We start from the raw sequence: 25,290 nt of genomic DNA, 5'->3' as shown, positions 1-25,290 counted from the left end.
ATGCGGGTCCTCGGCATCGATCCCGGGTCGCGCCACCTCGGCTGGGGCTTGCTCGTGCGGCACGGCACGCGCGTCGAGCACATCGCGCACGGCGTCATCGACATCGACACGAGCGGGACGTTCGCCGGCCGGCTGGTGGAGATCGACGATGAGCTCGGCAAGGTGATCGCCGCGCACGCGCCCGACGCGGCGGCGGTGGAGAGCCTGTTCTTCGCGAAGGACGCGCAGAGCGCGGCGAAGCTCGGCCACGCGCGCGGGGTCGTGCTGCTCCGGCTGGCGCGGGCCGGCGTGCCGATCTCGGAGTATGCGCCGGCGCTGGTGAAGCGGACCATCGTCGGCCGGGGCGCGGCCGAGAAGGCGCAGGTGGCGCAGGTGATGACCGCGGTCCTGCGCCTCGCCGCCCCGCCGCGGCCGGACGCCGCGGACGCGCTCGCCATCGCGATGACGCACCTCAGCGCCGCGGGCTTCGCGGCCGCGCTGGCGGCGTCCGGCGCGCCCGCCCCGTCCCGGGCGCGGCCGCGGCGCGCGCGCCTGGGCTGAACGTCGGCCCGGCGGGCGCGGTGCCGCGCCGCGCCTGTACGGAACGTCGGCCCGGCGGGCGCGGTGCCTCGCGTCAACCTGGGCCCGCCGGGCGGTCCGGGCGCGCACACCGTGTGCTATGGAGCCTGCATCGGACGCGCCCGCGCCGCGTCCAAGATGAAAAACGGTGCGGCGCGCCCCGGCTTCAGCGAGGGCGGCGGCCGCCAGGGGAACCGGCGATGCATCACTGGCGCCCCTGTCTCACGAAGAGCGGAGGCGACACGCCTCTGGACATCAAAGGAGATCGGGAAGGATGACGCGAACCTCACTTTACCGCCTCGCCGCCGCGTGCCTCATCGGGCTGACGGCGCCCCTCACGGTCGTGGTGGCGACCGAGGGCGAGTCCCAGGCCGCGGGCCCCACCGCCGAAGAGCTCGGCAGGCGCGTCCAGCAGTTCTACGACTCCACGAAGACCTTCAAGGCGAGCTTCACGCAGACGTACACGATCAAGGTCCAGGACGTGAAGAAGGTCTCCACCGGCAAGGTGACCTTCGAGAAGCCCGGGAAGATGAGCTGGACCTACGACGCCCCGAACGGCAATCGCGTCGTCTCCGACGGGGTCACGATCAAGGTCTACGAGAAGGACAACGAGCAGATGTTCGAGACGCCGGTGAAGGGCTCTCAGTACCCGGCGGCGCTCGCGTTCCTGATGGGCAAGGGGCAGCTCACGAAGGATTTCTCGCTGCGCCTGCTCGACCCTGCGCAGATGAAGTTCGAGGGCGGCTATGTCCTCGAGGGGACGCCGAAGGAGGCGACCCCTGCCTACCAGAAGATGCTCCTCTACGTCGACGGGCAGACCAACCAGGTCCGCCGCGTGCTCATCCTCGACGCGCAGGGCAACCGGAACCGGTTTGACTTCACGGCGCCGGTCGTCAACCAGCCTGTCGCGAAGGGCGAGTTCGATTTCACGCCGCCTCCCGGCACGCGCGTCGTCCGCCCCTGACGCCATCCGTCACGTTCCGTCCTCTCGCGCTGGATAGCAGCCGCCGCCTTCATCTCGCCGTCAGCTCAAGGAAGCGGAGCGTCACCGGGCCGTGCGCTCGTGCGGCGCTCGCGCCGTGCCGATGCCGCCGGGATATATGCCCGGCGCGTCTCCGGCGTGGTAGAAATATCGAGTGATGCTTCGATCCGACGGGTGTGCGCGACAGCTCCGAGGCTGCCGTCGCTCGCCGCGGATCGTGGCCGCTTCTGGCGGCTCCGCGTGTGGGGTGGGCATTCGTCGCGGCTGGACGGCCCCCCGCTGTCATGAGGGCATCGCGAGCGCGCTGGATCCATGAACAACCCTCACGGCCATCGTCCCGATTTCCCCGGCGTGCCGCAGCAACCCCGGCCGGCGGAGCGCCCGAGCGAGCACGCACAGCCTGGCAGCGGACAGGCCCCCCCGGGGTATCCGGCGCACGGCGCGAGGCAGATCCCTCCGGGCCAGCCGCCGCACTGGCCGCAGGGGCACGGACAGGGGCCGCAGCTGCACGGACAGGGGCCGCAGCTGCACGGACAGGGGCCGCAGCTGCACGGACAGGGGCCGCAGTTGCACGGACAGGGGCCGCAGCTGCACGGACAGGGGCCGCAGGGCTACTGGCCGCCGGGTCGCGCGCCGATGCCGGCGCAGAGCCATGTCCCGCAGCACGGCGCGCCCGCGCAGCACGCCCTCCCCGTGCGCCCGGGGGGCGGGCACGCGCCGCACGGCGTCCCTCATCCGGCGCAGGCGCACCAGCACGCGGGCTACCCTGCCGTCGTCCGGGTCGCTCGAAGGCCCGACCCGGACCGGCGCCGGCGCATCGTCGGGCTGTGGCTCTGGGCCAACGGCCTCATCGCGGGCGCGGTCCTCAACGTGATCTTCACGCTCTTCGGCGTGCTCGGGTCCGGGGGCAGCATGATGAGCGCCATGGTCGTCGGGGCGCTCTTCGCGTTCCCGCCGCTCGTCATCTACCTCTTCGTCCCGATGATCATCGATCGGTACGATCCGGAGCCGTGGTGGTGTCTGCTGATGGCGTTCCTCTGGGGCGCGCTCGCGGCGACAGGCTTCTCGATCCTGATCAACACCGGCGTCCACGTCGGCGTCTCCAGCAACTTCGGCGAGCCGGTGGGCGAGCTCGTGAGCGCGTCGGTCAGCGCGCCGTTCGCGGAGGAGCTCTTCAAGGGGCTCGGCGTGTTCGGCTTCTTCTACTTCCTGCGCCGGGAGTTCGACGGCATCGTCGACGGCATCATCTACGCCACCTTCTGCGCGCTCGGCTTCGCCGCGGTGGAGAACGTGCTCTATTACGCGCGCGCCTCCATGCAGGGCAGCGACGTGCTCGCGGGCACCTTCGTCCTGCGGGGGGTGTTCACGCCCTGGCTTCACCCGCTGTTCACGTCGATGACCGGCATCGGCTTCGGGCTCGCCCGGGAGTCGTCGAAGACCTGGGTGCGCGTCGCGGCCCCGATCGGCGGCTACCTGCTCGGCGTCGCCCTGCACGCCGTGTGGAACTTCCTCCCGACCGCGCTGGGGCGCGCGATGGGCGACATCTTCATGCCGTGGCTCCTGCTCTGGCTGTGCTTCGTCGCGTCGTTCTTCGGCATCATCGTGGCGCTCGTCATCCGCAAGGGCTGGGTGATCCGCGATCATCTGCGCGACGAGGTCGCGCTCGGCATGCTCACCCAGGACGAGCTCGAGCTCGTCTGCTCGCCGGTCGGCCGGCTCCGGTGCACGCTGGGCTGGCGCGGGGCCACCGGGCGGAGCTTCATCCGCGCCGGCGCGCGGCTCGCGCTGAGCAAGTGGCACACGGCGCGCGCGCTGGAGGGCCGGAACCGGACGCTGAGCGCCGATTTCATCGGCCCGCTCCGCCACGAGATCGCGCAGCTCCGGCAAGAGCTCCTCGCGCGAGCCCCTCGTTGAGCGGCGGGCACCTGCTGCGGATACGGGCCCATCTCGGCGTTTTCGGTGCTCAGCGCACTGGAGTGCGCCTCCGCGCCGAAAACGCCGATCTGGACCCGTCTCCTGTGCGGGTGACCGTCGCTCGGTGAGGGGCGTGCCAGGCGCGGCTGAGGGCGATCGCGCGGGTCAGCTGCGGGAGCCGTTCGTCTCGTCCGCGCTGGGGCGCGCGGCAGCCTGGGCCGCTCGGTCCTCGCGCCGCTGCACGGGCTTCGCAGGGATGCCGACGACCGTCGTGTTCGGCGCGACATCGTGAACGACGACGGCGTTGGCGCCGATGCGGGCGCCGTCGCCGACCGTGACGCCGCCGACGATCTTCGCCCCCGCGCCGATGAAGAGGTCGCTCCCGAGCACCGGCGTCTGCCGCCGATCCGCGCCGATCGTCACCTGGTGCTCGATGAGCACGTTCGAGCCGCCACGGACGTTGCCGTTGATGACGACGCCGTTCGAGTGGATGAGCACGAAGCCCGGCCCGAAATCCGCGCCACGACCGATCACGCAGCCGCCAGCGAGGTTCGTCGCCTTGTTGAGGAGCATCTCGACCACCGGCATCCGGTGGACCCGCGCGGCCTGCGTGAACCGGTAGAGGACCATCGCCGCCGTGCCGTCGGTCGCCAGCGTCTTCAGGATCGTCGGCAGTGGAGCGCTGCCGTAGCACCATGTGGCCTTCTGGCGCACGTCGGCCGCGATGAGTCGCAAGGTCCGCAACATCGCGACGAGGATAGCGCATCTCGCGCCGCCGGTGCGACCTTTCGCAGCCCGCCCGCGCGCCGCCCGCGTGCCGCGACGCCTGCCGCGCAGGCTCCCGCGCTCGTCCCCGGCCGGTCTCCCTTCACGAGAAAAGGCGGCTGTTTGCCGTCAAACGATCCGCCGCACCGCCCTGTTGCCATCCGGTCATCGGGCCGTCACATCGCTCGGGTACACGCGCTGTTCAGCATGGCGCGGATTTTGGTCATCGAAGACGAGCCGGCGCTCCAGAAGGTGCTCGACTACAACCTCAGGCAGGCCGGGCATGAGGTGCTCCTCGCGGGGCAGGGCGGTGAGGGGGTCCGGCTGGCTCTGGACCAGCGACCCGACCTCGTCCTGCTCGACATCATGTTGCCAGACATCTCGGGGACCGAGGTCTGCCGCGCTCTCCAGCAGAGCGAGGGCACCCAGCAGATCCCCGTGATGATCGTGTCGGCGCGCGGAGACGAGGTCGACCGCATCGTCGGCTTCGAGCTCGGGGCCGTCGACTACGTGGTCAAGCCGTTCAGCGTGCGGGAGCTCATCCTGCGCGTGCAGGCCGTGCTCCGGCGCGCCAAGTCCTCCGGGACGGGGGAGCGGAGCATCGAGTTCGGGTGCCTGCGGATCGACGAGGGCGCCCACCGCGTGTGGGTCGACCGCGAGGAGGTCGAGCTGACGCTCCTCGAGTTCAAGCTCCTCGTCGCGCTGTACGAGGCGCGCGAGCGCGTGCAGACGCGCACCGCGCTCCTCGACGGCGTCTGGGGCATCGACGTGAGCATCACGACGAGGACCGTGGACACCCACGTCAAGCGGCTGCGCGACAAGCTGCGCCGCGCGGGCGATTACATCCAGACCGTCCGCGGCATCGGCTATCGATTCGCCGCCTCGCCGGAAGTGCCCGAGAGCCGCAGCGCCTGAGCGCGGTGTCAGGAGATCCACGACAATCGTTGCCTCCACGTCATCTTGTCGCAACGCAACCGAGTTACGGTGCGGGCGTTGGCTCACGCTGTGAGTCACGCCGATGAAGCCCGCCTGTCTCTCGGATGAGATCCGGCGGAGCTCCGGTGTTTTCGCCAGCTGGCGCCGGGAGCCTCGATGCATCTGGAGACGTGGAGTGCGGGGGAGGCCGATCCTGACCGAGCGAGGCGGCTCGCGATCGGGTACGCGGCCGGGCTCCTGCTGTTCGCGGGCATCGCGCTCTTCGCCGCCCGCCTGAGCGGCGCGATCAAGCCTCCTCCGCCCGAGGAGGAGGTCGTCGACGTCAAGCTCGCCACCCAGATCCCCGAGACCCCTCCCGCCGCCCCGGCGCCAGCGCCCCCGCCGCCTGCGGCCGAGGCCCCGGCGCCTCGCGCCGCGGCGCCGCGCCGCCCGGCGCTCGTCGCGCCCACCGCGGTGCCGACGGAGGCGCCGGCCGAGGCGGACCCGGGCCAGGCCAAGGCGAGCGACGACGAGACCTACGGCGAGCCGGGCGGGTCGCCCGGCGGCGTGCCCGGCGGGGTCCCCGGCGGCACGGGGACGGCCGTCGCGGCGGCGCCCCCGCCGCCGCCTCCACCTCCGCCGCCCCCGCCGCCGAACGGGCCGATTCACCTCCCCGAGAACGCGACGCCGCCTGTCGCGCTGTCCAACGCGCTCCCGCCCATCCCCGAGGCGGCGCGGAGCGCGGGGATCGAGGCCACCGTGGTCGTCAGGTTCGTGGTGACCGAGTCGGGCGAGGTCACGAACGTCACCATCGTTCGCGGCCATCCGCTCTTCAACGACGTGGTGCTCGCGACGGTGAAGACGTGGCGCTACCGGCCGGCGATCCACGAGGGGAGGCCCGTGTCGACCTTCAAGACGGTGAGGATCCCCTTCAAGGCGAAGAGATGACGTCGAGCGCGCGGCCGCGGAGGCGGCTCGTCGCGAGAGGAACGAAGGAGTATTGCCATGATGCAGTTTGATCTCGGGCACATCTGGGCGACCATGGGGCTGCTGAGCAAGCTCGTCGCGTTCGCCCTCGTGCTCATGGCGCTGGCGAGCGTCGCTGTCGTGGTGGAGCGGCTCATCGCGCTCGCGCGTCAGGCGTCGGAGACCCGGCGCTTCGCGACGGAGGCGCGGCCGATGATGGAGGCGTGGGACACCGCGCAGCTCGTGGCGGTCGCCGACCGGTATCGCCGCTCGGCGCTCGCGCGCCTCGTCGCGGCGGCGGTGCGCCGCTTCCAGCGCGCCATCGACGCCGGCGAGGGCGGCGTACCCCCGGTGGAGCTCGCGCGCCGCGAGGTGTCGCGGCGCCGCGAGGCGATCTCCGCCGATCTGCGCCGCGGCCTCTCGGTGCTCGCGACCGTCGGCTCGGTGGCCCCGTTCGTCGGGCTGCTCGGGACGGTCGTCGGCATCATCACCGCCTTCCAGACCATCGCCTCGACGGGCTCGGGCGGCCTCGGCGCCGTGAGCGCCGGCATCGCCGAGGCGCTCATCGTCACCGCCCTCGGGCTCGGGGTCGCCATCCCGGCGGTGCTTTGCTTCAACTACCTCACCACCCGCATCGCCTCGGTGGAGCTCGCCCTCGAGCGCAGCGCGGGTGAGCTCATCGACGAGATGGAGAACGAGCATGGGCGTTCGAGCGGAGAGCAATCGCTCCGGTCGGCAGCAGCCGCCTGAGCCGGAGATCAACGTCACGCCGCTCGTCGACGTGGTGCTCGTCCTCCTCATCATCTTCATGGTCATCGCGCCCCAGATGGAGCACGGCGAGCGGGTCGAGCTCCCGGCCGTGTTTCAGCCGGATCCGAAATCGAGATCGAAGCTCGACCCCATCTATGTGACGATCACCGGCGCGGGCACCGTGTTCCTCGAAAAGGAGGCCGTCGCCGACCTCCCCTCGCTCGGAGCGCGGCTGCGGGCCATCCGCGCCGCGGAGCCGGAGCGCCGGGTGGTCATCAAGGGCGACTCCTCCGTGAAGTACGGCCGCGTGCGGGAGGCCTTCGCGCTGTGTCAGGACGTCGGCTTCGCCGGGATATCGCTGCAGGTGAGCCAGCGGGGCGGCGGCGCCTCCCCGGCGCCGGAGGAGGGATAGCGCCGTGGGGATGAGCGTTCCGCAGGGCGGAGGCAGGAAGGGCGGCGTCGCGCCGAGCATGAACGTCACGCCGCTCGTCGACGTGGTGCTCGTGCTCCTCATCATCTTCATGGTCGTGACCCCGCTGCTCGCGAAGCAGTTCTGGCTGAACCTGCCGAAGAAGGATGACTCGGCGAGGCTCGAGCCGCCCCCGGACGACGCCAGCAAGCCCGTGGTGCTCACGGTGGATCAGCGCGGCGTCATCCGCATCAACCAGGCGGAGGTGCAGCGCGGCGAGCTGAAGGAGCGGCTCGCCCGCATCTTCGCGGCGCGCTCGGACAACGTGCTTTATTTCGACGCGGACGACGACGCCGTCTACGCGGTCGCCGTGGAGGCCATGGACGCCGCGCGCATGGGCGGCGCCAGGACGATCGCCGTGCTGACAGAGAAGACCAGGCGCTAGGAAGCGCGGAGATCGGGCCCGGCGAGGCGCCGCCGCGGCGGGCGCCGTCGCCTCGCTACGGTCGCTCGGGCGCGCGCGACGGCGCGCGGCGCACAGGACAGGGCTCCGGGGAGCCGGCTTTCCGCTCTCCTCATCATGGGTCACGGGCGCACGCGCGCCCGGCCATCGACTCGACAGGCGCGCCCGAGCTCGGGACGCGCGAAGGGACAGGTGCATGATTCGCAGAAGGATCTCGGGGGTAGTCGCAGCGCTCGTGACACCGCTCTGCTGGGGGGCCACGGCCCTGGCGCAGGGCGACCCCGGAGCCGCCGCGCCGCCGGCGCCCCCGGGCGCTGCCGCCGAGGCCAGCGCCCCGGCGTCGGAGGACGTCGCGGGGCTCGACGAGCCCAGCCCGTCGCGCCCGCCTCCGGCGGGCAAAGGCGTCGTGTGGGGCGTCGTCACGGACTCCGCCACGCAGGAGCCCGTCCTCGACGCGCAGGTGTCGGTGGTCGGGACGAAGCTCAAGGCCATCGCGGATCTCGACGGGCGGTATCGCCTGGAGCTCCCGCCGGGGAACCATCAGCTCCGCGTCTGGTACGAGGCGCACAGGCCGCAGCGCGTGCAGGACGTGCGGGTGGCCGCCGGGCAGGTGATCCAGGTCGACGTCCGGCTCGAGCCGGAGCAGCAGGCCGAGGAGGTCATCGAGGTCGAGTTCGAGCCGGAGCGCGCGAGCGTCGCGGCGCAGCTGCTGATCCGCAAGAACGCGGCCCACGTGGGCGACGCCATCGGCGCGAAGGAGATCGCGAAGACGCCCGATCGCAACGCCGCGGAGGCCGCCAAGCGCGTCGTCGGCGCGACCGTGGTCGACGGCAGGTACGTGTACGTGCGTGGCCTCGGCGATCGCTACACGAACGCGCTGCTGAACGGCGCGCCGCTCCCGAGCCCGGAGCCCGACAGGCAGGCCGTCCCGCTCGATCTCTTCCCGTCGCTCGTCCTCAGCGACATCACCATCGTCAAGACATTCACGCCCGACATCCCCGGCGATTTCGTGGGCGGCTCGGTCCAGATCAACACGCGCGAGCTCCCGACCAGGTTCCTCCTCCAGGCATCGCTGTCGCTCGCGGCGAACACCCAGAGCACGTTTCGAGATCGCCTGACCTACTCCGGATCGAGCACCGACTGGCTCGGGATCGACGATGGCACACGCGCTCTCCCCGGAGAGATCCCCGACCACAAGGTGGCCCGCGGGATCCGACGGCCCGACGGCACGCTGATCACGAGGGATGAAATCGCGGCCTACGGCAGGGCGATCAACTCGTCGATGGCGACCCGCCGGTCGTTCACCCCGCCGAACGGGAGCGGCAGCGTCGTCGTCGGCGACACCCTGAAGCTCCGCGGCGAGCAGCGCCTCGGCTACCTCGCCACGCTGAGCTATGGCCGGAAGTTCGCCCCGCGCGCCGACGAGATCAGCCGGACCTACGCGTTCGATCCCACGAGCGAGAGCGGCCTGAGGCAGCTCAACGACTCCGCGGTGGACAGCATCCGCGATCAGGTGTCCTGGGGGAGCTTCGCGAGCGTCACCTACACGCCCGATCCGGATCACAAGGTGATGCTCACCGGGCTCCACAGCCGCTCATCGGACGACGTGGCGCTCCAGTCGAGGGAGGTCATCGAGGAGAGCGGCGGGGCGGTGTACCGCGACACGCTGCAGCGCTTCGTCTCCCGGGCGCTCACCCTGGGCCAGCTCTCGGGCGAGCACCGCATCGCGGCGCTCGGGAACGGCACGCTCGACTGGAAGGCGTCCGTCTCCCGGGCGACCTCGGACGAGCCCGACACGCGAGAGAACGTCTACGCCCGGGACGACACGAGCGGCGCCTGGTCGTGGGACGACGGCACGCTGAGCGGCTCGCACGTCTTCATCGACCTGGCGGACACGAACTACGGCGGGCAGCTCTCTTACGCGCTGCCGCTCATCCGTGGAGACGCCCCGACCCGCCTGAAGGTGGGCGGTCTGCTGAACTTCCGAGAGCGAGAGTTCGACGCGCGCCGGTTCCGGTTCAAGACGCTCCGGCTCGCCGACACGACCGTGCTGCGACAGGAGCCGGGCCCGCTGTTCTCGGACGAGAACATCGGCACCATCTTCGAGCTGGAGGAGACCACGCGCGACACGGACGACTACACGGCCAGCACCGATCTCTACGCGGGCTACGTGATGACCGACACCCACATCACGCGGTGGCTCCGGGTGATCCTCGGCGCCCGGGTCGAGGCCTCCACGCTGTCGATGGATGTCCCGGGTGATCCCGAGAAGAACGTCGACGACGACGACGTGGATCTCTTGCCCGCGGCCAGCTTCGTGGTCAAGACGACACCGAAATCGAACCTGAGGCTCAGCGTGACGAAGACGCTCGCTCGTCCCCAGCTGATCGAGCTCAGCCCGGCGCTGTCCCAGCCGGGATACAGCGCGAGGGAGGTGGAAGGCAATCCAGATCTTCAACGGACGAGCGTGATGAACGGTGATGTCCGCTTCGAGCTCTTTCCGACGGCCGGCGAGGTGGTCGCCGCCAGCCTCTTCTACAAGCACTTCGATGATCCGATCGAGGAGATCATCAAACCCAGCAGCGGCAAGGGACGGCTGAGCTGGACGAACGGGGACAGCGGCTATGCCGCGGGCCTCGAGCTCGAGATCAGGAAGAGCCTGGACTTCATCGATCCGCTTTTGCGAGACGTCACGGCGCTCGGCAACATCACGTTCGTGAGCTCGGAGGTCGAGATCAGCCCCGAGCCGAAGGAGGGCGGGGTCGCGATCCAGAGCACCGCGACGCACCCGCTCCAGGGGCAATCCCCCTTCGTCGTCAACCTGGGGCTCGACTACAGCGGCGAGTCGACCGGCACGAGCGCCAGGCTCCTCTACAACGTGTTCGGCGCCCGGCTCAGGACGGTGGGGAAGAACATGCCTGACGAGTACGAGCAGCCGCGGCACCAGCTCGATCTCACGGTCGCGCAGCGCTTCGGCGAGCACGTCGAGCTGAAGCTGGCTGGCGAGAACCTCATCGATGCTCCCGTCCGCGTCACGCAGGGTAAAGAGGGCACAGAGGACAACATCGTGCTCGAGTACAAGGCTGGCACGACCGTCACGTTGAGCGCGGCGCTGACCTATTGACGATATGCCACCCAATCTTCACGTGGCGCTGTTCACGATGTTGCCAGTCGGGACTAGCTTCACCCAGGAGGTGAAGGACCATGAGGACATCGAGGATTGCCTTGGTTTGCGCGTCGGCGCTCGCCGTCGCGATGGCTGCCGCTTGCGGCGATGACGACGGCGGGGCGAGCACGGCCAGCACGTCGACGGCGAGCGGCACCGGTGGCGGCGGCGACGGCGGTGGCGGCGACGGCGGTGGCGGCAAGGGCGGCGGCGGCGACGGCCCTGACTGCGCCGCCCCGGTGGAGATCGCCGAGTCGATCGAAGCAGACGCGACGTGGAGCGCTGACAGCTGCTACCTCATGAAGGGCACCATCTTCGTCGAGGAGGGCGCCACCCTCACCATCGAGCCTGGCACGACCATCATGGGCGACAAGGAGAGCCTCGCGACGCTCGTCGTGAAGCCCGGCGCGAAGATCAGCGCCAAGGGCACCGCCGACAAGCCCATCGTGTTCACGAGCCAGAGCCCGGAGGGCGAGCGCTCCGCGGGCGACTGGGGCGGCGTCATGCTGCTCGGCAATGCCCCCATCAACGTCCCTGGCGGCAAGGCGGAAGTCGAGGGCATCGTCGGCGTCGAGTACGGCGGTGATGTGGAGGACGACAACAGCGGTGTCCTCGAGTACGTCCGCATCGAGTACAGCGGGATCCTGCTCTCCCAGGACAACGAGGTGAACGGCCTCACGTTCGCCGGTGTGGGCTCCAGGACGACGGTCGACCACGTGATGGTGCACCACACGCTCGACGACTGCTTCGAGTTCTTCGGCGGCACCGTCAACGCGAAGCACCTCCTCTGCGCTCAGAACGGCGACGACGGGTTCGACTGGGACCTCGGCTACGTCGGGAAGCTCCAGTTCCTCGCGCTCCAGCAGGATCCCACGGTCGCGGACGACACGAACGGCTTCGAGGGCGACAACGACGCGGATGGGTCCGAGAACACGCCCGTCAGCGAGCCGACGATCTACAACGTCACCCTGTGCGGCAAGAACAAGGACGTCGACAAGCAGCAGTACGGCATGCTGCTCCGCCGCGCGACGAAGGCCCATATCTTCAACACGATCGTGACCGGCTTCGAGGCGGGCCTGGATCTCAGGAACGACGGAACCGAGGTGGAGCTCGCGAGCTCCATCATCTCGGGCAACGTCAACGCCGAGGCGAACATCGCTTACGAGGAGACCGACGCGAACGAGTCCACCGAGTCGACGCTCGACGACGATGACGACGGCGGCGTGGACGAGGTCGCGTGGTTCGAGGGCGAGGCGACCAACAGCGTCGTCGATCCGCAGCTCGCCGACTGCTTCGCGGCCACGCCGGACTTCCGCCCGGCAGCCACGCTCACCGAGAACGCGGCGACCCCGCCCGACGACGGCTTCTTCGACGCCGAGGCGACCTATATTGGCGCCTTCAAGGCGGATGACGACTGGGCGACGGGCGCCTGGGTCTCGTTCGACATGGAGTGAGGCGACGTGGAGCGAGGCGACATGGAGTGAGGCAACGTGGAGCGATGCCGCGCCGTCCGCTCCGGCTCACGGTCGCTCGGGGCGGACCGGATCCGTATCCATGCAAATGACGAAGGCCGGCGCTTCAGCCGGCCTTCATCGTCTCGAGCGTCGCTGCTCCGCCAGAGGCGCTCAGCGCACCCGCGGGGTGAACCCGGACACATGGCTCCGGTGCTCGGCGCATACGCCTCGCGCGTCCGGGCTGTCCTTGAATGACACCCTCCCGCACACTTCACAGATGCAGAGGTGTGCGCGATAGAACTCCCGATCGAGCAGGATGTCGGCAGCGAGCAAGCTGAGCACAATGTCACCGAGGAAGTCGATCTCGCGGGGCGAGGCGACCCAGACGGGACGGCCGCCGACCGCGGCCCGGCGGACCCTGCCCCCGTAGATCGCCGCGTTCAGGAACCGATCGTCGGCGACGGGCGCGATGAGCCCCCTCAGCGCCGTGATGACCCGGCCGCGGACCTTGTAGATCAGCTCCTCGAGGTTGCTGCCGCCGTCGGCGCGCGGGTCGAGCATGACGGGGGTCGCGCCGGGCTCGCGCACGATCTGCGGGCGCTTCATCAGGCCCGGGGTCACGAGGTGGTCGACGAACCAGTCCTGGAGGTCCTTGATGGTCCACTCGGACGCCGGCCACTCCAGGAACTCGAGCGCGCCGCGCAGGCCGGTGATGCTCTGGAGGCCGGGGTGGGTGGGGAAGCTCGGCAGGGTACGAGATGTGTGCAGACGTCGGGGAGAGCGGCGGCCCGCCTCGTCGATGTTGCGGCCGGAACCCATGTTCACCTCGAGGGCAGACCCCCGGTCCCGATGGATGCGAGCTCTTGCAGAGGCCACCATACCGTGCGAATGAAGCACAACTCGTGCCGAACCTGGCGAACGGGGTGACCTGGATTTACCGGGACTTATGCCCAGGAAAATCCGCGCGCTGACGCCGAGCTTGCCGCAAGAAACTCGCGCGGCGACGCTGAGCTTGCTCCCAGGAAACCCGCGCGGCGACGCTGAGCTGCCCCGAAAACCCCGGCGGCGCCGCGGAAGTGGCCGGCCATTGGCCGGCCAGGTTCGAGTAAGATAGCTCCCGATGGACCACTCCACTGTCCGCGTCTCGGTCCCCCCGGAACCCTCGGTCGCCGAGCCCGTTCCCGGAATCGTCCTGATTTTCTCGGGGAATCAGCCGCGATGCGCGCCGATCCCGCTGGACGGTGGCTCCGTGGTGCTGGGCCGCGGGGGCGTGGCCGGCGTGCCCCTCGTGGACGACTCGCTCATGTCGCGGCGGCACGCGCGCATCGCGTACGACGGGGCCGCCTGGACCGTGGAGGATCTCGGCAGCACCAACGGGACCTCGGTCAACGGCGAGCCGATCCGCGGCGAGATCCGGCGCGAGGCGATCCAGGTCGTCGGCGCGGGGACGTCGGTGTTCCTCGCCCTCTCGGACATCCGGCCCTTCTCGCGCGGGGGCGTGCGCGTCGAGAAGGAGAGCGTCCTCGGGCCCAGGCTGCAGCAGACCTACGACACCATCGTCCGCGCGGCCGCCGCGGGCGACAGCCTCCTCGTGACGGGCGAGAGCGGCACGGGCAAGGAGCTCGCGGCGCGCGCCTACCACGAGGCGGGGCCGCAGGCGCGCGGCCCGTTCGTGGCCGTCAATTGCGCGGCCATCCCCGAGGGACTCGCGGAGCGGCTCCTCTTCGGCGCCCGGCGCGGCGCCTACTCCGGCGCGACGCACGACACGGAGGGCTACGTGCAGGCCGCCCATGGGGGCACGCTCTTCCTCGACGAGGTGGCCGAGCTCGACGCGGCCGTCCAGGCGAAGCTGCTGCGCACCATCGACACGCGGCAGGTGCTCGAGCTCGGCGCGGTCGCGCCTCACCCGGTGCAGATCCGGATCTGTGCCGCGACGCACGACCTGCGCGCGCGCGTCGCCCAGGGCCGCTTCCGGGACGATCTCTATTATCGCATCGGCCGGCCCGAGGTCCGGCTCCCGCCGCTGCGCGAGCGGCTCGAGGAGATCCCCTGGCTGCTCGCGCAATGCGCGAAGGCCGTGGGCGCGGTCGGCGGAGGCGCGCCGCCGACGATTCACCATTCCCTGATCATCGCGTGCGCGATGCGGCGCTGGCCAGGGAACCTGCGCGAGTTCGTCGGCGAGGCGCGGCGCGCGGTGACGCGCGCGCTCGACGAGGGGCGGAGCACGGTCGAGGCGAAGGACCTGGACCCGCTCGCGGGCGTCGGGCTGAGCGGGGAAGCGCAAGAGCCGCACGTCCGGCAGACGGGGAGCGACGCCCGCCCGGCGCGCGCGAGCCAGACGCCGCCTGAAGATGAGATCGCCGAGGCGCTTCGCCTCGAGCGAGGCAATGTGTCTCGCGCGGCCAGCAGGCTCGGCGTGCACAGGAATCGAATTCGACGCTGGCTCGAGAAGAATGGCGTGGATCGCTCGCATTTCGCCGAAGGGAGCGATGTGTCCGATAACGACTGAGCCGGGCGCCCGCGGTATGCACAAGCACAGGAGCACGTCAATGCCGGCGCCTCGCGGCGGAGATCTCGCGCTCGCCGCGCGGCGCCTTGATGACGAAGTCTACCCGGGCGTAGGCTGCTGAGCCCGATAGGGCGGTCGTTCCATACATCGTCTCCAGCAATGGCGCTGTGCCTCCTGGAGCATCGGGACGGCCGGGGCGCCCGTCCTTGGACGAGGACGAGACCCGCCGTCGCAGGGTTGCCCTCATCCAGCGACGCAGCGCGGGCTCGATCGACCGAGCACCCATGTACAGGGTATTTACAGACCTGATTATGCAGGATGTAATATGGTGTGTAAGCCCCGTCGCTAGCGAGGTGCTGTCACGACCACGGCCAAGTCAATGAATCCGGCGCGCGCCACGCTGGATCGCGCCAGATTGACGCGCGCCAGCTCGAAGCGCGCGACGCGCTGTGACGCGCAATGCGCCCTATGAGATCAGCGGCGGTGTTCCCCGTCTCCCGCTGCCCGCGCGCTCGTGACGGCGCGCTGCGCGTGGCGGCGGCCGGGGACTGCCACCTGCCGCAAGGCCACCGCGGTCGTCCGGTTAGCCGCCTACGAGAGCCTACGTCTCCCGCCAGGGGGGCTCGGACGGCGCAACCGACACGAGGAAGGAGCGCCACACAGTATGACAATCTTGGACTTGACCGAGCGGGCGGCTTCATCGATGTACAGAGAGTTGTCTGTCGAGCCCTCGTGCGAGCTCAATTTCCATCGCGTCGTTGGCAGGCGCGTGCGCCGCGCCTCGCGGCCTCGCCGCGGGCGCGCTGCTGCCGAGCGTCCGCTCCCTCCTCGCCGTCAGGCTCTCCCGCAACGATGTCAGCAAACATTGAAACCCCCGGCTCCTGCGAGGCGGTCGACGTCATGCGTTCGCGCTTGACGTCTTCTGACCGTGTCGCGGAGAGCCCAGCCAGGACGGCGGGCTGCCTGGCTGAAGAGCCCTGGACACCATGAACGCGATCCGTAGACACGCATCGGCCGAAGAGGCGCCTGTCAGCCTACGAGCGCACGCCGAGGGGCCCACGAGCTCGGCGTCATCGAGTCCCGGGCTGGGACAGCAACCGAGCTCGGGTACGCGACAGACGCATTCCCGGCGCCGTCCGTTCCTGAGCCGCCTCCTGGCCGCGGGCGAGGCGATCGACGCGGGCGATAGCGAGCGCGCGAGGGCGCTTGTGGACGGCATCCTGCGGGCCGAGCCCGACACGGGCGACGCCTCCGAGCGGATCTCCGGCGTGTTCGGCCGGGCGCTGCTCGCCCGCCTGGACGGAGACCGCTCCGGCGACGGCAACCTCTATCTGCGCAGCGCCGGCCCGCGGGACATGCTCGCGGCGTTTCAGCTGCTCGTGCACGCGACGCCGCTCATCCGGTTCGGCTACCTGAGCGCGAACGCGGCCATCGTCGAGGCGTTCCAGGGTGAAGAGGAGGTCCACGTCATCGACATCGGCGTCGGTGGCGGTACGCAGTGGCCGTTCCTGCTACACCGGCTGGCGTCGCGGCCCGGCGGCCCGCCGCGGGTCCGTTTGACCGGGATCGACCTGCCGTGCCGCGGCCCCGATCCCGAGCAGCGGCTGCGCTGGGCCGGCGCGTTCATCGGGGGGTGGGCGGAGCGGCTGAAGGTCCCCTTCGAGTTCCACGGCGTCGCCTCCTCGGTCGAGCGCGTCGACTGGAACCGTATCGCGTCCCGCTCCACGGCCCCCATCGCTGTCAATGCGGCCTTCGCATTGCACCACGTCCCGGACGCGTCGGTGCACCCGACCGGGAACCGCGACACGATCCTCACGAGGATCCGCGCGCTGTCGCCGCGGGTGCTGACGCTCGTCGAGCCGGACGTCGAGCACAACGCGCTCCAGTTCCTGCCGCGGTTGTCCGAGGCGATCGGCCATTACTATGCGGTATTCCAGGCGCTCGAGGCGCTGCTGCCGCCGCATATCGCCGCGCGCGAGACCATCGAGCAGGTCTTCTTCGGGCAGGAGGTGATGAACGTGGTCGTGGGGGAGGGGGCGGCGCGGGTCGAGCGGCACGAGCGCCGGGGCGCGTGGCAGCGCCGCCTCCGCATGAACGGCTTCGAGCCGCTGCGCGTCTCGCCGCACGAGCCGCTCGTCCGCGGAGGGCTCCGCCTGAATCAGGGGTTCGATGTCCGGTCGGACGAGCCGGCGATCCTGCTCATGCGCAACGGGGTGTCCCTCGTGGCCGCGTCGGCGTGGCGACCGCGGCAGGTCCCGCCGCCGTCGCGGTTCATCTCCGGCCTGTTCCGCCGGCTCGGCTGAGCGATCCGCTGCCGGACCACGCCCGCGGCGCGAGCGGCGCCCGGCCTCAACGGCTCAGATGAGCGAGCGCCGCCCAGAGCACCAGCGCGCCGCTCACGAGCGCGACGGCCGCAAGGACGAGCCGCGCTGCGCGGCGGCGGCGCGGGGCGCTCGGCGGGCGGCCCAGAGGAAGCCCCGGCGCGCGCCCGACAGGGCCCTCGGCGTCGAGCGGGGCGCCCTGAGGGGGCAGCGGGCTCAGGCCATGACGCCTGACTATGTCGAAGAGCACCGAGCCGCGCTCCTGGGCTCGCGCGAGCCGCTCCAGCATCTCACGGCGGCAATGGAAGCAGAACATCGACGCATCCTCGTCGATGTCGTCGAGGCCGAGCTCCCGTAGCTTCTGCTGCTCCCAGCTCTCCCTTGCTTGCCGGGCCTCGTGCGGGCCGTCCGCTCGGCGGCCGTGGTGGTGTGGGCTGTCCTTGGCGCTCATCGCTGCTCCTGATTCCTGCCGCAACCTGCGACTCCTACCAGGATCTATTCCAGCTGGCCGGGTGAAATTCTCCTGCGGCGCGCGTGGACGCGTGTCGCGCGCCCCGAATCCCTGCGAGCAAAGCCGAGCATGCGCCTCTCATGAGAGTTCCTCCCTCGCCTTACGGATAGCAGGGGAATTTCGTCACGAAGAGATAGAGACTCTCTGGATCTCGCTCAGGCGTTTCGTGGCGCATCGTCGCCACGAGCTGTATCGCCGGCCGGACAACGACCAATCCCTCAGGCGGCGCCTCCTCGCCTCTGGCCGTCTGCGGGCGAGCGGGAGGTCCATTTCTCAAGGGTATCTTGAGAATTTATAGAAAATAGTTAGTTTTATTACTAATGCGGCCGAGCCACCCGAGACGGTGTGCCTGGCCTCGCGGAACGACGGGCGCGACGCGCCGGCCGGTGGCCCACCGTGAGGTACCGAGGCACCGGCGAGCTCGAGCCGGTCTCAGCGTGTGACGAGCACCTTGAGGGCGCCTGGCGCCGCCGCGGCCCGCAGCGCCTCCTCGGCGCGCTCTAGCGGGAGTCGGGCCGACACGAGCGAGCGGACGTCGACGCTGCGGTCCTCGAGGGCGCGCAGCGCTGGCTCGAACAGCCCGCAGCGGGACCCGACCACGGTGATCTCGTGGACCACGAGCTCCGCGAGGTGGACGCTGGAGAGCCCGGCGACCGTGCTCTTCAGCACCAGCGTGCCGCGCGGCCGGGTCGCGCGAACCGCCCTCGCGAACCCCTCGGCGGTCCCCGTGGCCTCGACCACGAGCTCGGCCGGCTCCCCGGCCCAGGCGGCCGCGGCGGGCGCGCCGCCGGCGTCGACCTGGCCCGCCGCCTCGGGACGGATGAGCTCGGTGGCGATGCCCCGCGCGCGCAGCAAGGCGAGCTTCTCCTCGTGCTTGCCGACCGCGAGGACGCGAGCGCCGGCCTGCTGGAGCACCTGCGCGATGAGCAGGCCGAGCTTCCCGTCGCCGAGCACGAGCGCCGAGGTGCCCGGCGCCACGCGCACCTGCTCCAGGATCGCGAACGCCGCCGCGAGCGGCTCGGTGAACACCGCCTCCTCGTCGCCCACGCGGTCGTCGACCGCGTGGAGGTTCGCGACGGGCACGGCGACGCGCTCCGCCAGCGCGCCGTCGGCGCCGACGATGCCCATCACCGTGCGCGCCGGGCAGTGCCTGCCCAGCCCGCGCGCGCAGGTGCTGCAGCGGCCGCACGCGAAGTTGATCTCGCCCACGACGCGGCGGCCGCGCCAGGCGGCAGGCCCGTCCACGACCTCGCCGACGAACTCGTGCCCGAGGGTGCCACGGAAGCCCATGTACCCTCGGACGATCTCGAGATCCGTGTTGCAGATCCCCGCGCACCGCACCTCGACCACCGCCATGCCGGCCGTGGTCGAGGGGGGGTCGCGGTCGACGACGCGCGCGGCCGTGCCGTCCCAGACGAGCGCTCGCACGGGCCGCGCTCTAGCTCGCCGCGAGCGCCAGCCGGCGCTTCGCCGGCTGCATCAGGTACGCATCGACCGCCTCGGCGGCCTTGCGCCCCTCCGCGATGGCCCAGACGACGAGGCTCTGGCCGCGCGACATGTCGCCCGCGGCGAAGACGCCCTCCACGCTCGTGCGCCCGCCCGGGGCCTTCACGTTGCCGCGCTGGTCCATCGCCACGCCGAGCTGCTCGAGCAGCCCCTCGCGCTCGGAGCCGACGAAGCCCATCGCGAGCAGGACGAGCTCGCACGGGATCTCGAACTCGCTCCCGGGGACGGGCACGAACCTCCCGCCTTCCAGGCTCACCCGCGTGGCCTGGAGGGCGCGGACGTTCCCGCGCTCGTCGCCGAGGAACGCGGTCGTCGACACCGACCAGTCCCGCTCGCCGCCCTCCTCGTGCGAGGACGACGAGCGGAGGATGAGCGGCCACGCGGGCCACGGGTTCGTCAGGGAGCGCTGCTCGGGCGGGCGGGGCAGGAGCTCCAGCTGCGTCACGTGCGCCGCGCGATGGCGGTGGCTCGTGCCGAGGCAGTCGGAGCCCGTGTCGCCGCCGCCGATGACGACCACGCGCTTGTCCGTCGCGAAGACCGCCTCGCTGTCGGGGATCACGTCGCCGGCGACCCGCTTGTTCTGCTGGGTCAGGAAATCCATGGCGAAGTAGATCCCCTTGAGCTCCCGGCCCGGCACCGGCAGGTCGCGCGGCCGGCGCGCCCCGCCGCAGAGCACGATGGCGTCGTACTGCTCGCGCAGCGCGTCGCCGGTGATGTCGACGCCGCAGTTGACGCCCGTGCGGAAGGTCACCCCCTCGGCCTGCATCTGCTCCATGCGCCGGTCGATGAGGTGCTTCTCCATCTTGAAGTCGGGGATGCCGTACCGGAGCAGGCCGCCGATGCGGTCGTCGCGCTCGAAGAGCGTGACGTCGTGCCCCTTGCGCGCGAGCTGCTGCGCGGCCGCGAGGCCGGCGGGCCCCGAGCCGATCACCGCGACCCGCTTGCCCGTCCGCTGCTTCGCGATGACCGGCACCACGAGGTTCCGCTCGAACGCGCGATCGGCGACGCCGCGCTCGACGTTCTTGATCGTGACCGGCTTGCCCTCGATGTTCAGCACGCACGCCGCCTCGCAGGGCGCCGGGCACACCCGCCCGGTGAACTCGGGGAAGTTGTTCGTCGCGTCGAGCGCCGCGATCGCCTCGGGGAGGCGCTCGCGGAACATGTGATCGTTCCAGTCGGGGATCAGGTTCCCGAGCGGGCAGCCGTCGTGACAGAACGGAATGCCGCAGTCCATGCACCGGGCTGCCTGGTCGCGCAGCTCGGCGTCGGGGATCGGGAGCTCGAACTCCTGCCAGTCGTTCAAACGCTCGGAGACGGGCCGCTTCTTGATGTCGACCCGCTGGATCTCGAGGAAGCCTCGTACCTTACCCATGGGCGGCCGACCTCTCTCCCGTGCTCGCGGGACCCGCGTTGGCGGGGATGTAACGTCCAGTGGAAACGTAGGGGGTGGAGGGTGAAAGGAGGGACACGATCCCGTCGGTCGCGTCCGCCCCGTTGGTCGCGGGCGCCGACGCTGCCTCGAGGGCGCGCCGGTACTCGCTCGGGACGACCTTCACGAACTTCGGCAGGACGGCCTGCCAGGAGTCGAGCAGCTCGGTCGCCTTGCGGCTGCCCGTGCGCCGCACGTGCTCCTCGAGCAGCGCCCGCACCGACTCGGCGTCGGCCGCGGTCATCGTCTCGAGCGCCACCATCTCCTTGTTGCAGCGCGCCTCGAAGAGCGCGTCCTCGTCGAAGACGTAGGCCAGACCGCCGCTCATGCCAGCCCCGAAGTTGCGGCCGGTGGTGCCGAGGATGATCACGGTGCCGCCCGTCATGTACTCGCAGCCGTGGTCGCCCACGCCCTCGACGACGGTGGTGGCCCCGCTGTTCCTGACCGCGAAGCGCTCGCCCGCGCGGCCGTTGAAGAACGCGCGGCCGTTCGTCGCGCCGTAGAGCACGACGTTGCCGACGATGACCTGGTCGTCCGGCTTGAACGGCGCCTCGCGCGGCGGGCGCACCGCCACGACGCCGCCCGAGAGGCCCTTGCCGACGTAGTCGTTCGCGTCGCCCTCGAGCTCGATCGTCATGCCCCGCGAGGCGAAGGCGCCGAAGCTCTGGCCGGCGCTGCCGGCGCACTTCACCACGATGCTGTCCTCGGGGAGCCCGGCGCTGCCGTGGCGGCGCGCGATCTCGCCGCTCAGCATCGCGCCGAGCGTCCGGTCCGAGTTCCTCACGCGGGTCTCGATGACGACGGGCGGGCCGCCGTCGATGGTCGCGCGCGCCTGCTCGATTAGCTTGAGGTCGAGCACCCGGTCGAGCTTGTGGTCCTGCGGCTCGACGCAGTGGGTCGGGCTCGTGAGGGCCTCCTTCGGGCGGTAGAGCACCTCGGAGCAGTCGATCTTCCTCGCCTTCGCGTGGAGGCCGGTGCGCCGCTGCACGATGCAGTCGGAGCGCCCGACCATCTCGGTCAGCGTCCGGAAGCCCAGGCTCGCCATGATCTGCCGGAGCTCCTCCGCCACGTAGAAGAAGAAGTTGATGACGTGCTCCGGCGTACCCGTGAACTTCTTGCGGAGCTCCGGGTCCTGGGTGGCGATGCCGACCGGGCAGGTGTTGAGGTGGCACTTGCGCATCATGATGCAGCCCGCCGCCACGAGCGGCGCCGTGGAGAAGCCGAACTCCTCGGCGCCGAGCAGGGCGGCGAACGCGACGTCCCGGCCCGTCATCAGCTTGCCGTCGGTCTGGACGATGGCGCGGCCGCGGAGCCCGTTCATCACGAGCACCTGGTGCGCCTCGGCGAGCCCGAGCTCCCACGGCACGCCCGCGTGGTGGATCGACGTGAGCGGGGAGGCGCCGGTGCCGCCCGAGTCCCCGCTGATCAGCACCACGTCGGCGTGCGCCTTCACGACGCCCGCGGCGATGGTGCCGACGCCCGCCTCGGCGACGAGCTTCACGCTGATGCGCGCCTTCGAGTTGATGTTCTTCAGGTCGAAGATGAGCTGCGCGAGGTCCTCGATCGAGTAGATGTCGTGGTGCGGCGGCGGCGAGATCAGCGTCACGCCGGGGGTCGAGTGGCGCACCTTCGCGATCACCGCGTCGACCTTGTGGCCCGGGAGCTGGCCGCCCTCGCCGGGCTTGGCCCCCTGCGCCATCTTGATCTGCAGCTCGTCGGCGTTGACGAGGTACTCGGCCGTGACGCCGAACCGCCCGGAGGCGACCTGCTTCACCGCGCTCCGCTTGGAGTCGCCGTTCGGCAGCCGGATGAAGCGCGCCGAGTCCTCGCCGCCCTCGCCGGTGTTCGACCGCGCGCCGATGCGGTTCATCGCGACGGCGAGGGTCTCGTGCGCCTCCTTCGAGATGCTCCCGAAGGACATGGCGCCGGTGGCGAACCGCTTGACCAGCGAGGCGGCGGACTCGACCTCCTCGATCGGCACCGGCGGGCCCGCGGGCTTGAAGTCCCACAGCCCGCGGAGCGACATCGGGTGCTCCTGCTGCTCGTTGATGATCGCGGCGTAGTCGGCGTAGCTCTTCGCGTCGTCGAGGCGGACCGCCCGCTGGAGCGTCGAGATCGACTGCGGCGTCCAGAGGTGCCGCTCGCCGAACACGCGGAAGTGGTGGTGGCCGCCGACGTCGAGGTGCGCGCGCGCCCGCTCGCCGTACGCAGCCTGGTGGCGCGCGAGCGCCTCCTCCGCGATCTCGCGCAGCCCGACGCCGCGGACGCGCGACGCCGTGCCGGTGAAGTACGCGTCGATGACGATCTGATCGATGCCGATCGCCTCGAAGATCTGCGCGCCCTGGTAGCTGGAGAGCGCGCTGATCCCCATCTTCGACATGATCTTCAGGATGCCCTTCTTGAGCGCCTTCACGTACCGCGAGCTCGCCGCGGACGGCGAGAGGTCGCCGAGGGTCTTGTCGCGGCACATCGTCGCGATCGACTCGAACGCCATGTACGGGTTCACCGCGCCGGCGCCGTAGCCGATGAGCAGCGCCATGTGGCCGACCTCGCGCGCCTCGCCGGTCTCGACGATGACGCCGGCGCGCGTGCGCGTCCCCTCGTTGATGAGGTGGTGGTGCACGGCGCCCATCGCGAGCAGGCTCGGGATCGGGGCGAGCGTCTCGTCGATGCCGCGGTCGCTGAGGATGAGGATGCTCGCTCCGTCGGCGATCGCGCGGCTCGCGTCCTTGCAGAGCTTCGCGAGCGCGCTGCGCAGGTTGTCCTCCGGGTCACCGTCGACCGAGAAGTACATCGGCAGCGTGGCCGCGCGGAAATCAGGGAAGACGTTCTTGCGCAGCTTGGACAGATCGTCCTGCGTGAGGATCGGGTGCGGCAGCTCGAGCATCCGGCACTGGCGGGGCGTCTCCTCGAGGAGGTTGCCCTCGCCGCCGACGCAGCTCACGAGCGACATCACGATCTCCTCGCGGAGCGGGTCGACCGGCGGGTTCGTGACCTGGGCGAACAGCTGCTTGAAGTAGCGGAAGAGCAGCTGGGGCTTCTCGGAGAGGACGGCGAGCGGGATGTCGATGCCCATCGAGCCCACCGGCTCCTCGCCGAGGGTCGCCATCGACGCGAGGATCATGCGCAGGTCCTCGTCGGTGTAGCCGAAGGCCTGCTGCAGGGTCCGGAGGTCGGCGTGCGGGATGGTGTAGAGGCTCGGCACGTCCTCGAGGGCGCGCAGGTCGATCTTGTTCTCGGCGACCCAGGCCGCGTAGGGCTTCTGCGTCGCGACGCGGCGCTTGATCTCGTCGTCGCTGACGACGCGGCCCTCGCTCGTGTCGACGAGGAACATCTTGCCCGGCTGGAGGCGCCCCTTCTGGATGACGCGCGCCGGCTCGATGTCGAGCACGCCGAACTCGCTGGCGAGCACGACGAGCCCGTCGCTCGTCACGACGTACTTCGCGGGGCGCAGCCCGTTGCGGTCGAGGGTCGCGCCGATGAGGCGGCCGTCGGTGAAGCACAGCGCCGCGGGGCCGTCCCAGGGCTCGATCAGGCAGCCGTGGTACTCGTAGAAGGCCTTCTTCTCGGCCGACATGTCCGGGTCGAGCGCCCAGGCCTCGGGCACGAGCATCATCATCACGTGCGGCAGCGACCGGCCGCTCGCGAGCAGGAAGTCGACCACGTTGTCGAGCGCGGCCGAGTCGGACCCGCCGGGGCGGATGATCGGCTTGAAGTCCTCGATCGCGTTCGCGAAGACATCGCTCTTGAGCAGCGCCTCGCGCGCGCTCATCCACGCGGTGTTGCCGCGGAGGGTGTTGATCTCGCCGTTGTGCGCGATGACCCGGTACGGGTGCGCGCGCTCCCACGTGGGGAAGGTGTTCGTCGAGAAGCGCGAGTGGACCATCGCGAGCCGCGACACGGCGCGCTTGTCGGACAGGTCGGGGTAGAACGCCGAGACCTGCTCCGCGAGCATCAGGCCCTTGTAGACGACCGTCCGCGACGAACAGGACGCGATGTAGAAGTCGTCGGCGTGGGCCGTGCGGCCGGCGCGCTTGCGGATCGCATACAGGACCTGCTCGAAGGACTGGCGAGGCGCGACCCTGCCGATGAACAGCTGGCGGATCGCGGGGCGCGAGTCGCGCGCGACCGGACCGATCGCCGCGTCGTCGATGGGGACGTCGCGCCAGCCGAGGACGCGCTGGCCGTGGTGCACGACCGCCGCCTCGAGGATCGCCTCGCACTGGCGGCGCCGCGCCGGGTTCTGCGAGAAGAACACCGTCGCAACCGCGTAGTCGCCGGGAGCAGGCAGCGTGATGCCCAGGGCCGTGAGGGACGCGGCGTACAGCTCGTGCGGGATCTGGAGGAGGACGCCCGCGCCGTCGCCGGTGCAGGGGTCGCAGCCAGCGGCGCCGCGATGGGTTAGATTTTCGAGGATCTCGAGCGCTTGGCGAACGACCTCGTGCGTCGCTTCACGGCGGAGCGTGGCGACGAATCCGAGACCGCAGGCGTCGTGTTCGAAAGCCGGATCGTAAAGACCTTGTCGTTGGGGCAGAGGCATGGTGCTGACTTCACACGCGCGTAGCACATGTGGCACAAGGATTGGAGCCCTAGTTAATGCGGCGCGCCAGGTCCGGCGGAATCGGGCCTAAATCGGGGGGCTCGCTCCCCCTCTACCCGGGTCCGGGCGGGG

General features: G+C 70.6%; 18 protein-coding genes. 12 read left to right on the top strand and 6 right to left on the bottom strand.

Going from position 1 to position 25,290, the window contains the following annotated elements:
• From ruvC to WME85_RS31785, 3 genes are all read left to right on the top strand, one after another.
• A complete protein-coding gene (gene ruvC / locus WME85_RS31795) occupies nucleotides 1-540 on the top strand; it encodes a crossover junction endodeoxyribonuclease RuvC (protein WP_437826772.1) in 540 nt (179 codons plus the stop codon).
• 292 nt (nucleotides 541-832) lie between these two features.
• A complete protein-coding gene (locus tag WME85_RS31790; RefSeq protein WP_437302764.1) occupies nucleotides 833-1,522 on the top strand; it encodes a LolA family protein in 690 nt (229 codons plus the stop codon).
• Between the two features lie 330 nt (nucleotides 1,523-1,852).
• Entirely contained in the window at nucleotides 1,853-3,454 is a 1,602-nt protein-coding gene (locus WME85_RS31785) for a PrsW family glutamic-type intramembrane protease (RefSeq protein ID WP_437826770.1), read from the top strand.
• 165 nt (nucleotides 3,455-3,619) lie between these two features.
• Here WME85_RS31785 and WME85_RS31780 read toward each other — a convergent pair whose 3' ends face one another.
• Nucleotides 3,620-4,189 carry a serine O-acetyltransferase gene (locus tag WME85_RS31780; protein ID WP_437302762.1) on the bottom strand — a complete coding sequence of 190 codons (570 nt, stop codon included), beginning with the start codon at nucleotides 4,187-4,189 and terminating at the stop codon, nucleotides 3,620-3,622.
• Between the two features lie 237 nt (nucleotides 4,190-4,426).
• On the opposite strand from WME85_RS31780, the gene WME85_RS31775 reads away from it, so the two are divergent.
• The 7 genes from WME85_RS31775 to WME85_RS31745 all read left to right on the top strand — a co-directional run bounded on the left by WME85_RS31775 (nucleotide 4,427) and on the right by WME85_RS31745 (nucleotide 12,342).
• Nucleotides 4,427-5,134: a response regulator gene (locus WME85_RS31775; RefSeq protein ID WP_437302761.1), complete on the top strand. Its 708-nt coding sequence runs from the start codon at nucleotides 4,427-4,429 to the stop codon at nucleotides 5,132-5,134.
• 177 nt (nucleotides 5,135-5,311) lie between these two features.
• The gene (locus WME85_RS31770; RefSeq protein ID WP_437826769.1) at nucleotides 5,312-6,082 is read left to right on the top strand and encodes an energy transducer TonB; all 771 of its coding nucleotides are present in this window, start codon (nucleotides 5,312-5,314) and stop codon (nucleotides 6,080-6,082) included.
• A gap of 57 nt (nucleotides 6,083-6,139) precedes the next feature.
• Complete coding sequence (locus tag WME85_RS31765) at nucleotides 6,140-6,850, top strand: MotA/TolQ/ExbB proton channel family protein (RefSeq protein ID WP_437826767.1); 711 nt, start codon at nucleotides 6,140-6,142, stop codon at nucleotides 6,848-6,850.
• Nucleotides 6,801-7,262 (top strand): ExbD/TolR family protein, encoded by a 462-nt coding sequence (locus WME85_RS31760; RefSeq protein WP_437826765.1) that lies wholly within the window; start codon nucleotides 6,801-6,803, stop codon nucleotides 7,260-7,262. Before WME85_RS31765 ends, WME85_RS31760 begins: the two co-directional genes overlap by 50 nt.
• Before the next feature lie 10 nt (nucleotides 7,263-7,272).
• The gene (locus WME85_RS31755) at nucleotides 7,273-7,704 is read left to right on the top strand and encodes an ExbD/TolR family protein (RefSeq protein ID WP_437752057.1); all 432 of its coding nucleotides are present in this window, start codon (nucleotides 7,273-7,275) and stop codon (nucleotides 7,702-7,704) included.
• Nucleotides 7,705-7,918: 214 nt separating this feature from the next.
• Nucleotides 7,919-10,846: a TonB-dependent receptor domain-containing protein gene (locus tag WME85_RS31750; RefSeq protein WP_437826763.1), complete on the top strand. Its 2,928-nt coding sequence runs from the start codon at nucleotides 7,919-7,921 to the stop codon at nucleotides 10,844-10,846.
• A 101-nt stretch (nucleotides 10,847-10,947) separates the two neighbouring features.
• The gene (locus WME85_RS31745; protein ID WP_437826761.1) at nucleotides 10,948-12,342 is read left to right on the top strand and encodes a T9SS C-terminal target domain-containing protein; all 1,395 of its coding nucleotides are present in this window, start codon (nucleotides 10,948-10,950) and stop codon (nucleotides 12,340-12,342) included.
• A 171-nt stretch (nucleotides 12,343-12,513) separates the two neighbouring features.
• On the opposite strand, the gene WME85_RS31740 is transcribed toward WME85_RS31745, so the two are convergent.
• Entirely contained in the window at nucleotides 12,514-13,161 is a 648-nt protein-coding gene (locus tag WME85_RS31740; RefSeq protein WP_437826759.1) for a hypothetical protein, read from the bottom strand.
• A 301-nt stretch (nucleotides 13,162-13,462) separates the two neighbouring features.
• Between WME85_RS31740 and WME85_RS31735 the strand changes: the two genes are divergently transcribed.
• Complete coding sequence (locus WME85_RS31735) at nucleotides 13,463-14,851, top strand: sigma 54-interacting transcriptional regulator (protein WP_437826757.1); 1,389 nt, start codon at nucleotides 13,463-13,465, stop codon at nucleotides 14,849-14,851.
• Nucleotides 14,852-15,837: 986 nt separating this feature from the next.
• Entirely contained in the window at nucleotides 15,838-17,154 is a 1,317-nt protein-coding gene (locus tag WME85_RS31730; protein ID WP_437826755.1) for a GRAS family protein, read from the top strand.
• A gap of 46 nt (nucleotides 17,155-17,200) precedes the next feature.
• On the opposite strand, the gene WME85_RS31725 is transcribed toward WME85_RS31730, so the two are convergent.
• The 4 genes from WME85_RS31725 to gltB all read right to left on the bottom strand — a co-directional run bounded on the left by WME85_RS31725 (nucleotide 17,201) and on the right by gltB (nucleotide 25,158).
• Nucleotides 17,201-17,623, bottom strand: coding sequence for a hypothetical protein (locus WME85_RS31725; RefSeq protein ID WP_437826754.1), 423 nt, complete (start codon nucleotides 17,621-17,623; stop codon nucleotides 17,201-17,203).
• A 492-nt stretch (nucleotides 17,624-18,115) separates the two neighbouring features.
• Nucleotides 18,116-19,111 carry an MDR/zinc-dependent alcohol dehydrogenase-like family protein gene (locus tag WME85_RS31720; protein ID WP_437826752.1) on the bottom strand — a complete coding sequence of 332 codons (996 nt, stop codon included), beginning with the start codon at nucleotides 19,109-19,111 and terminating at the stop codon, nucleotides 18,116-18,118.
• A gap of 10 nt (nucleotides 19,112-19,121) precedes the next feature.
• Entirely contained in the window at nucleotides 19,122-20,561 is a 1,440-nt protein-coding gene (locus tag WME85_RS31715; protein WP_437302749.1) for a glutamate synthase subunit beta, read from the bottom strand.
• On the bottom strand, nucleotides 20,554-25,158 hold the full coding sequence (gltB, locus tag WME85_RS31710) for a glutamate synthase large subunit (protein ID WP_437826750.1): 4,605 nt from the start codon (nucleotides 25,156-25,158) through the stop codon (nucleotides 20,554-20,556). The genes WME85_RS31715 and gltB overlap by 8 nt, the downstream gene beginning before the upstream one ends.
• Nucleotides 25,159-25,290: the final 132 nt, after the last annotated feature.

Source organism: Sorangium sp. So ce1153 (assembly GCF_051521595.1).
GTDB lineage: Bacteria > Myxococcota_A > Polyangia > Polyangiales > Polyangiaceae > Sorangium.
Note: the sequence above shows the minus strand (reverse complement) of the source record. Positions and strands in the feature narration are given on the sequence as shown.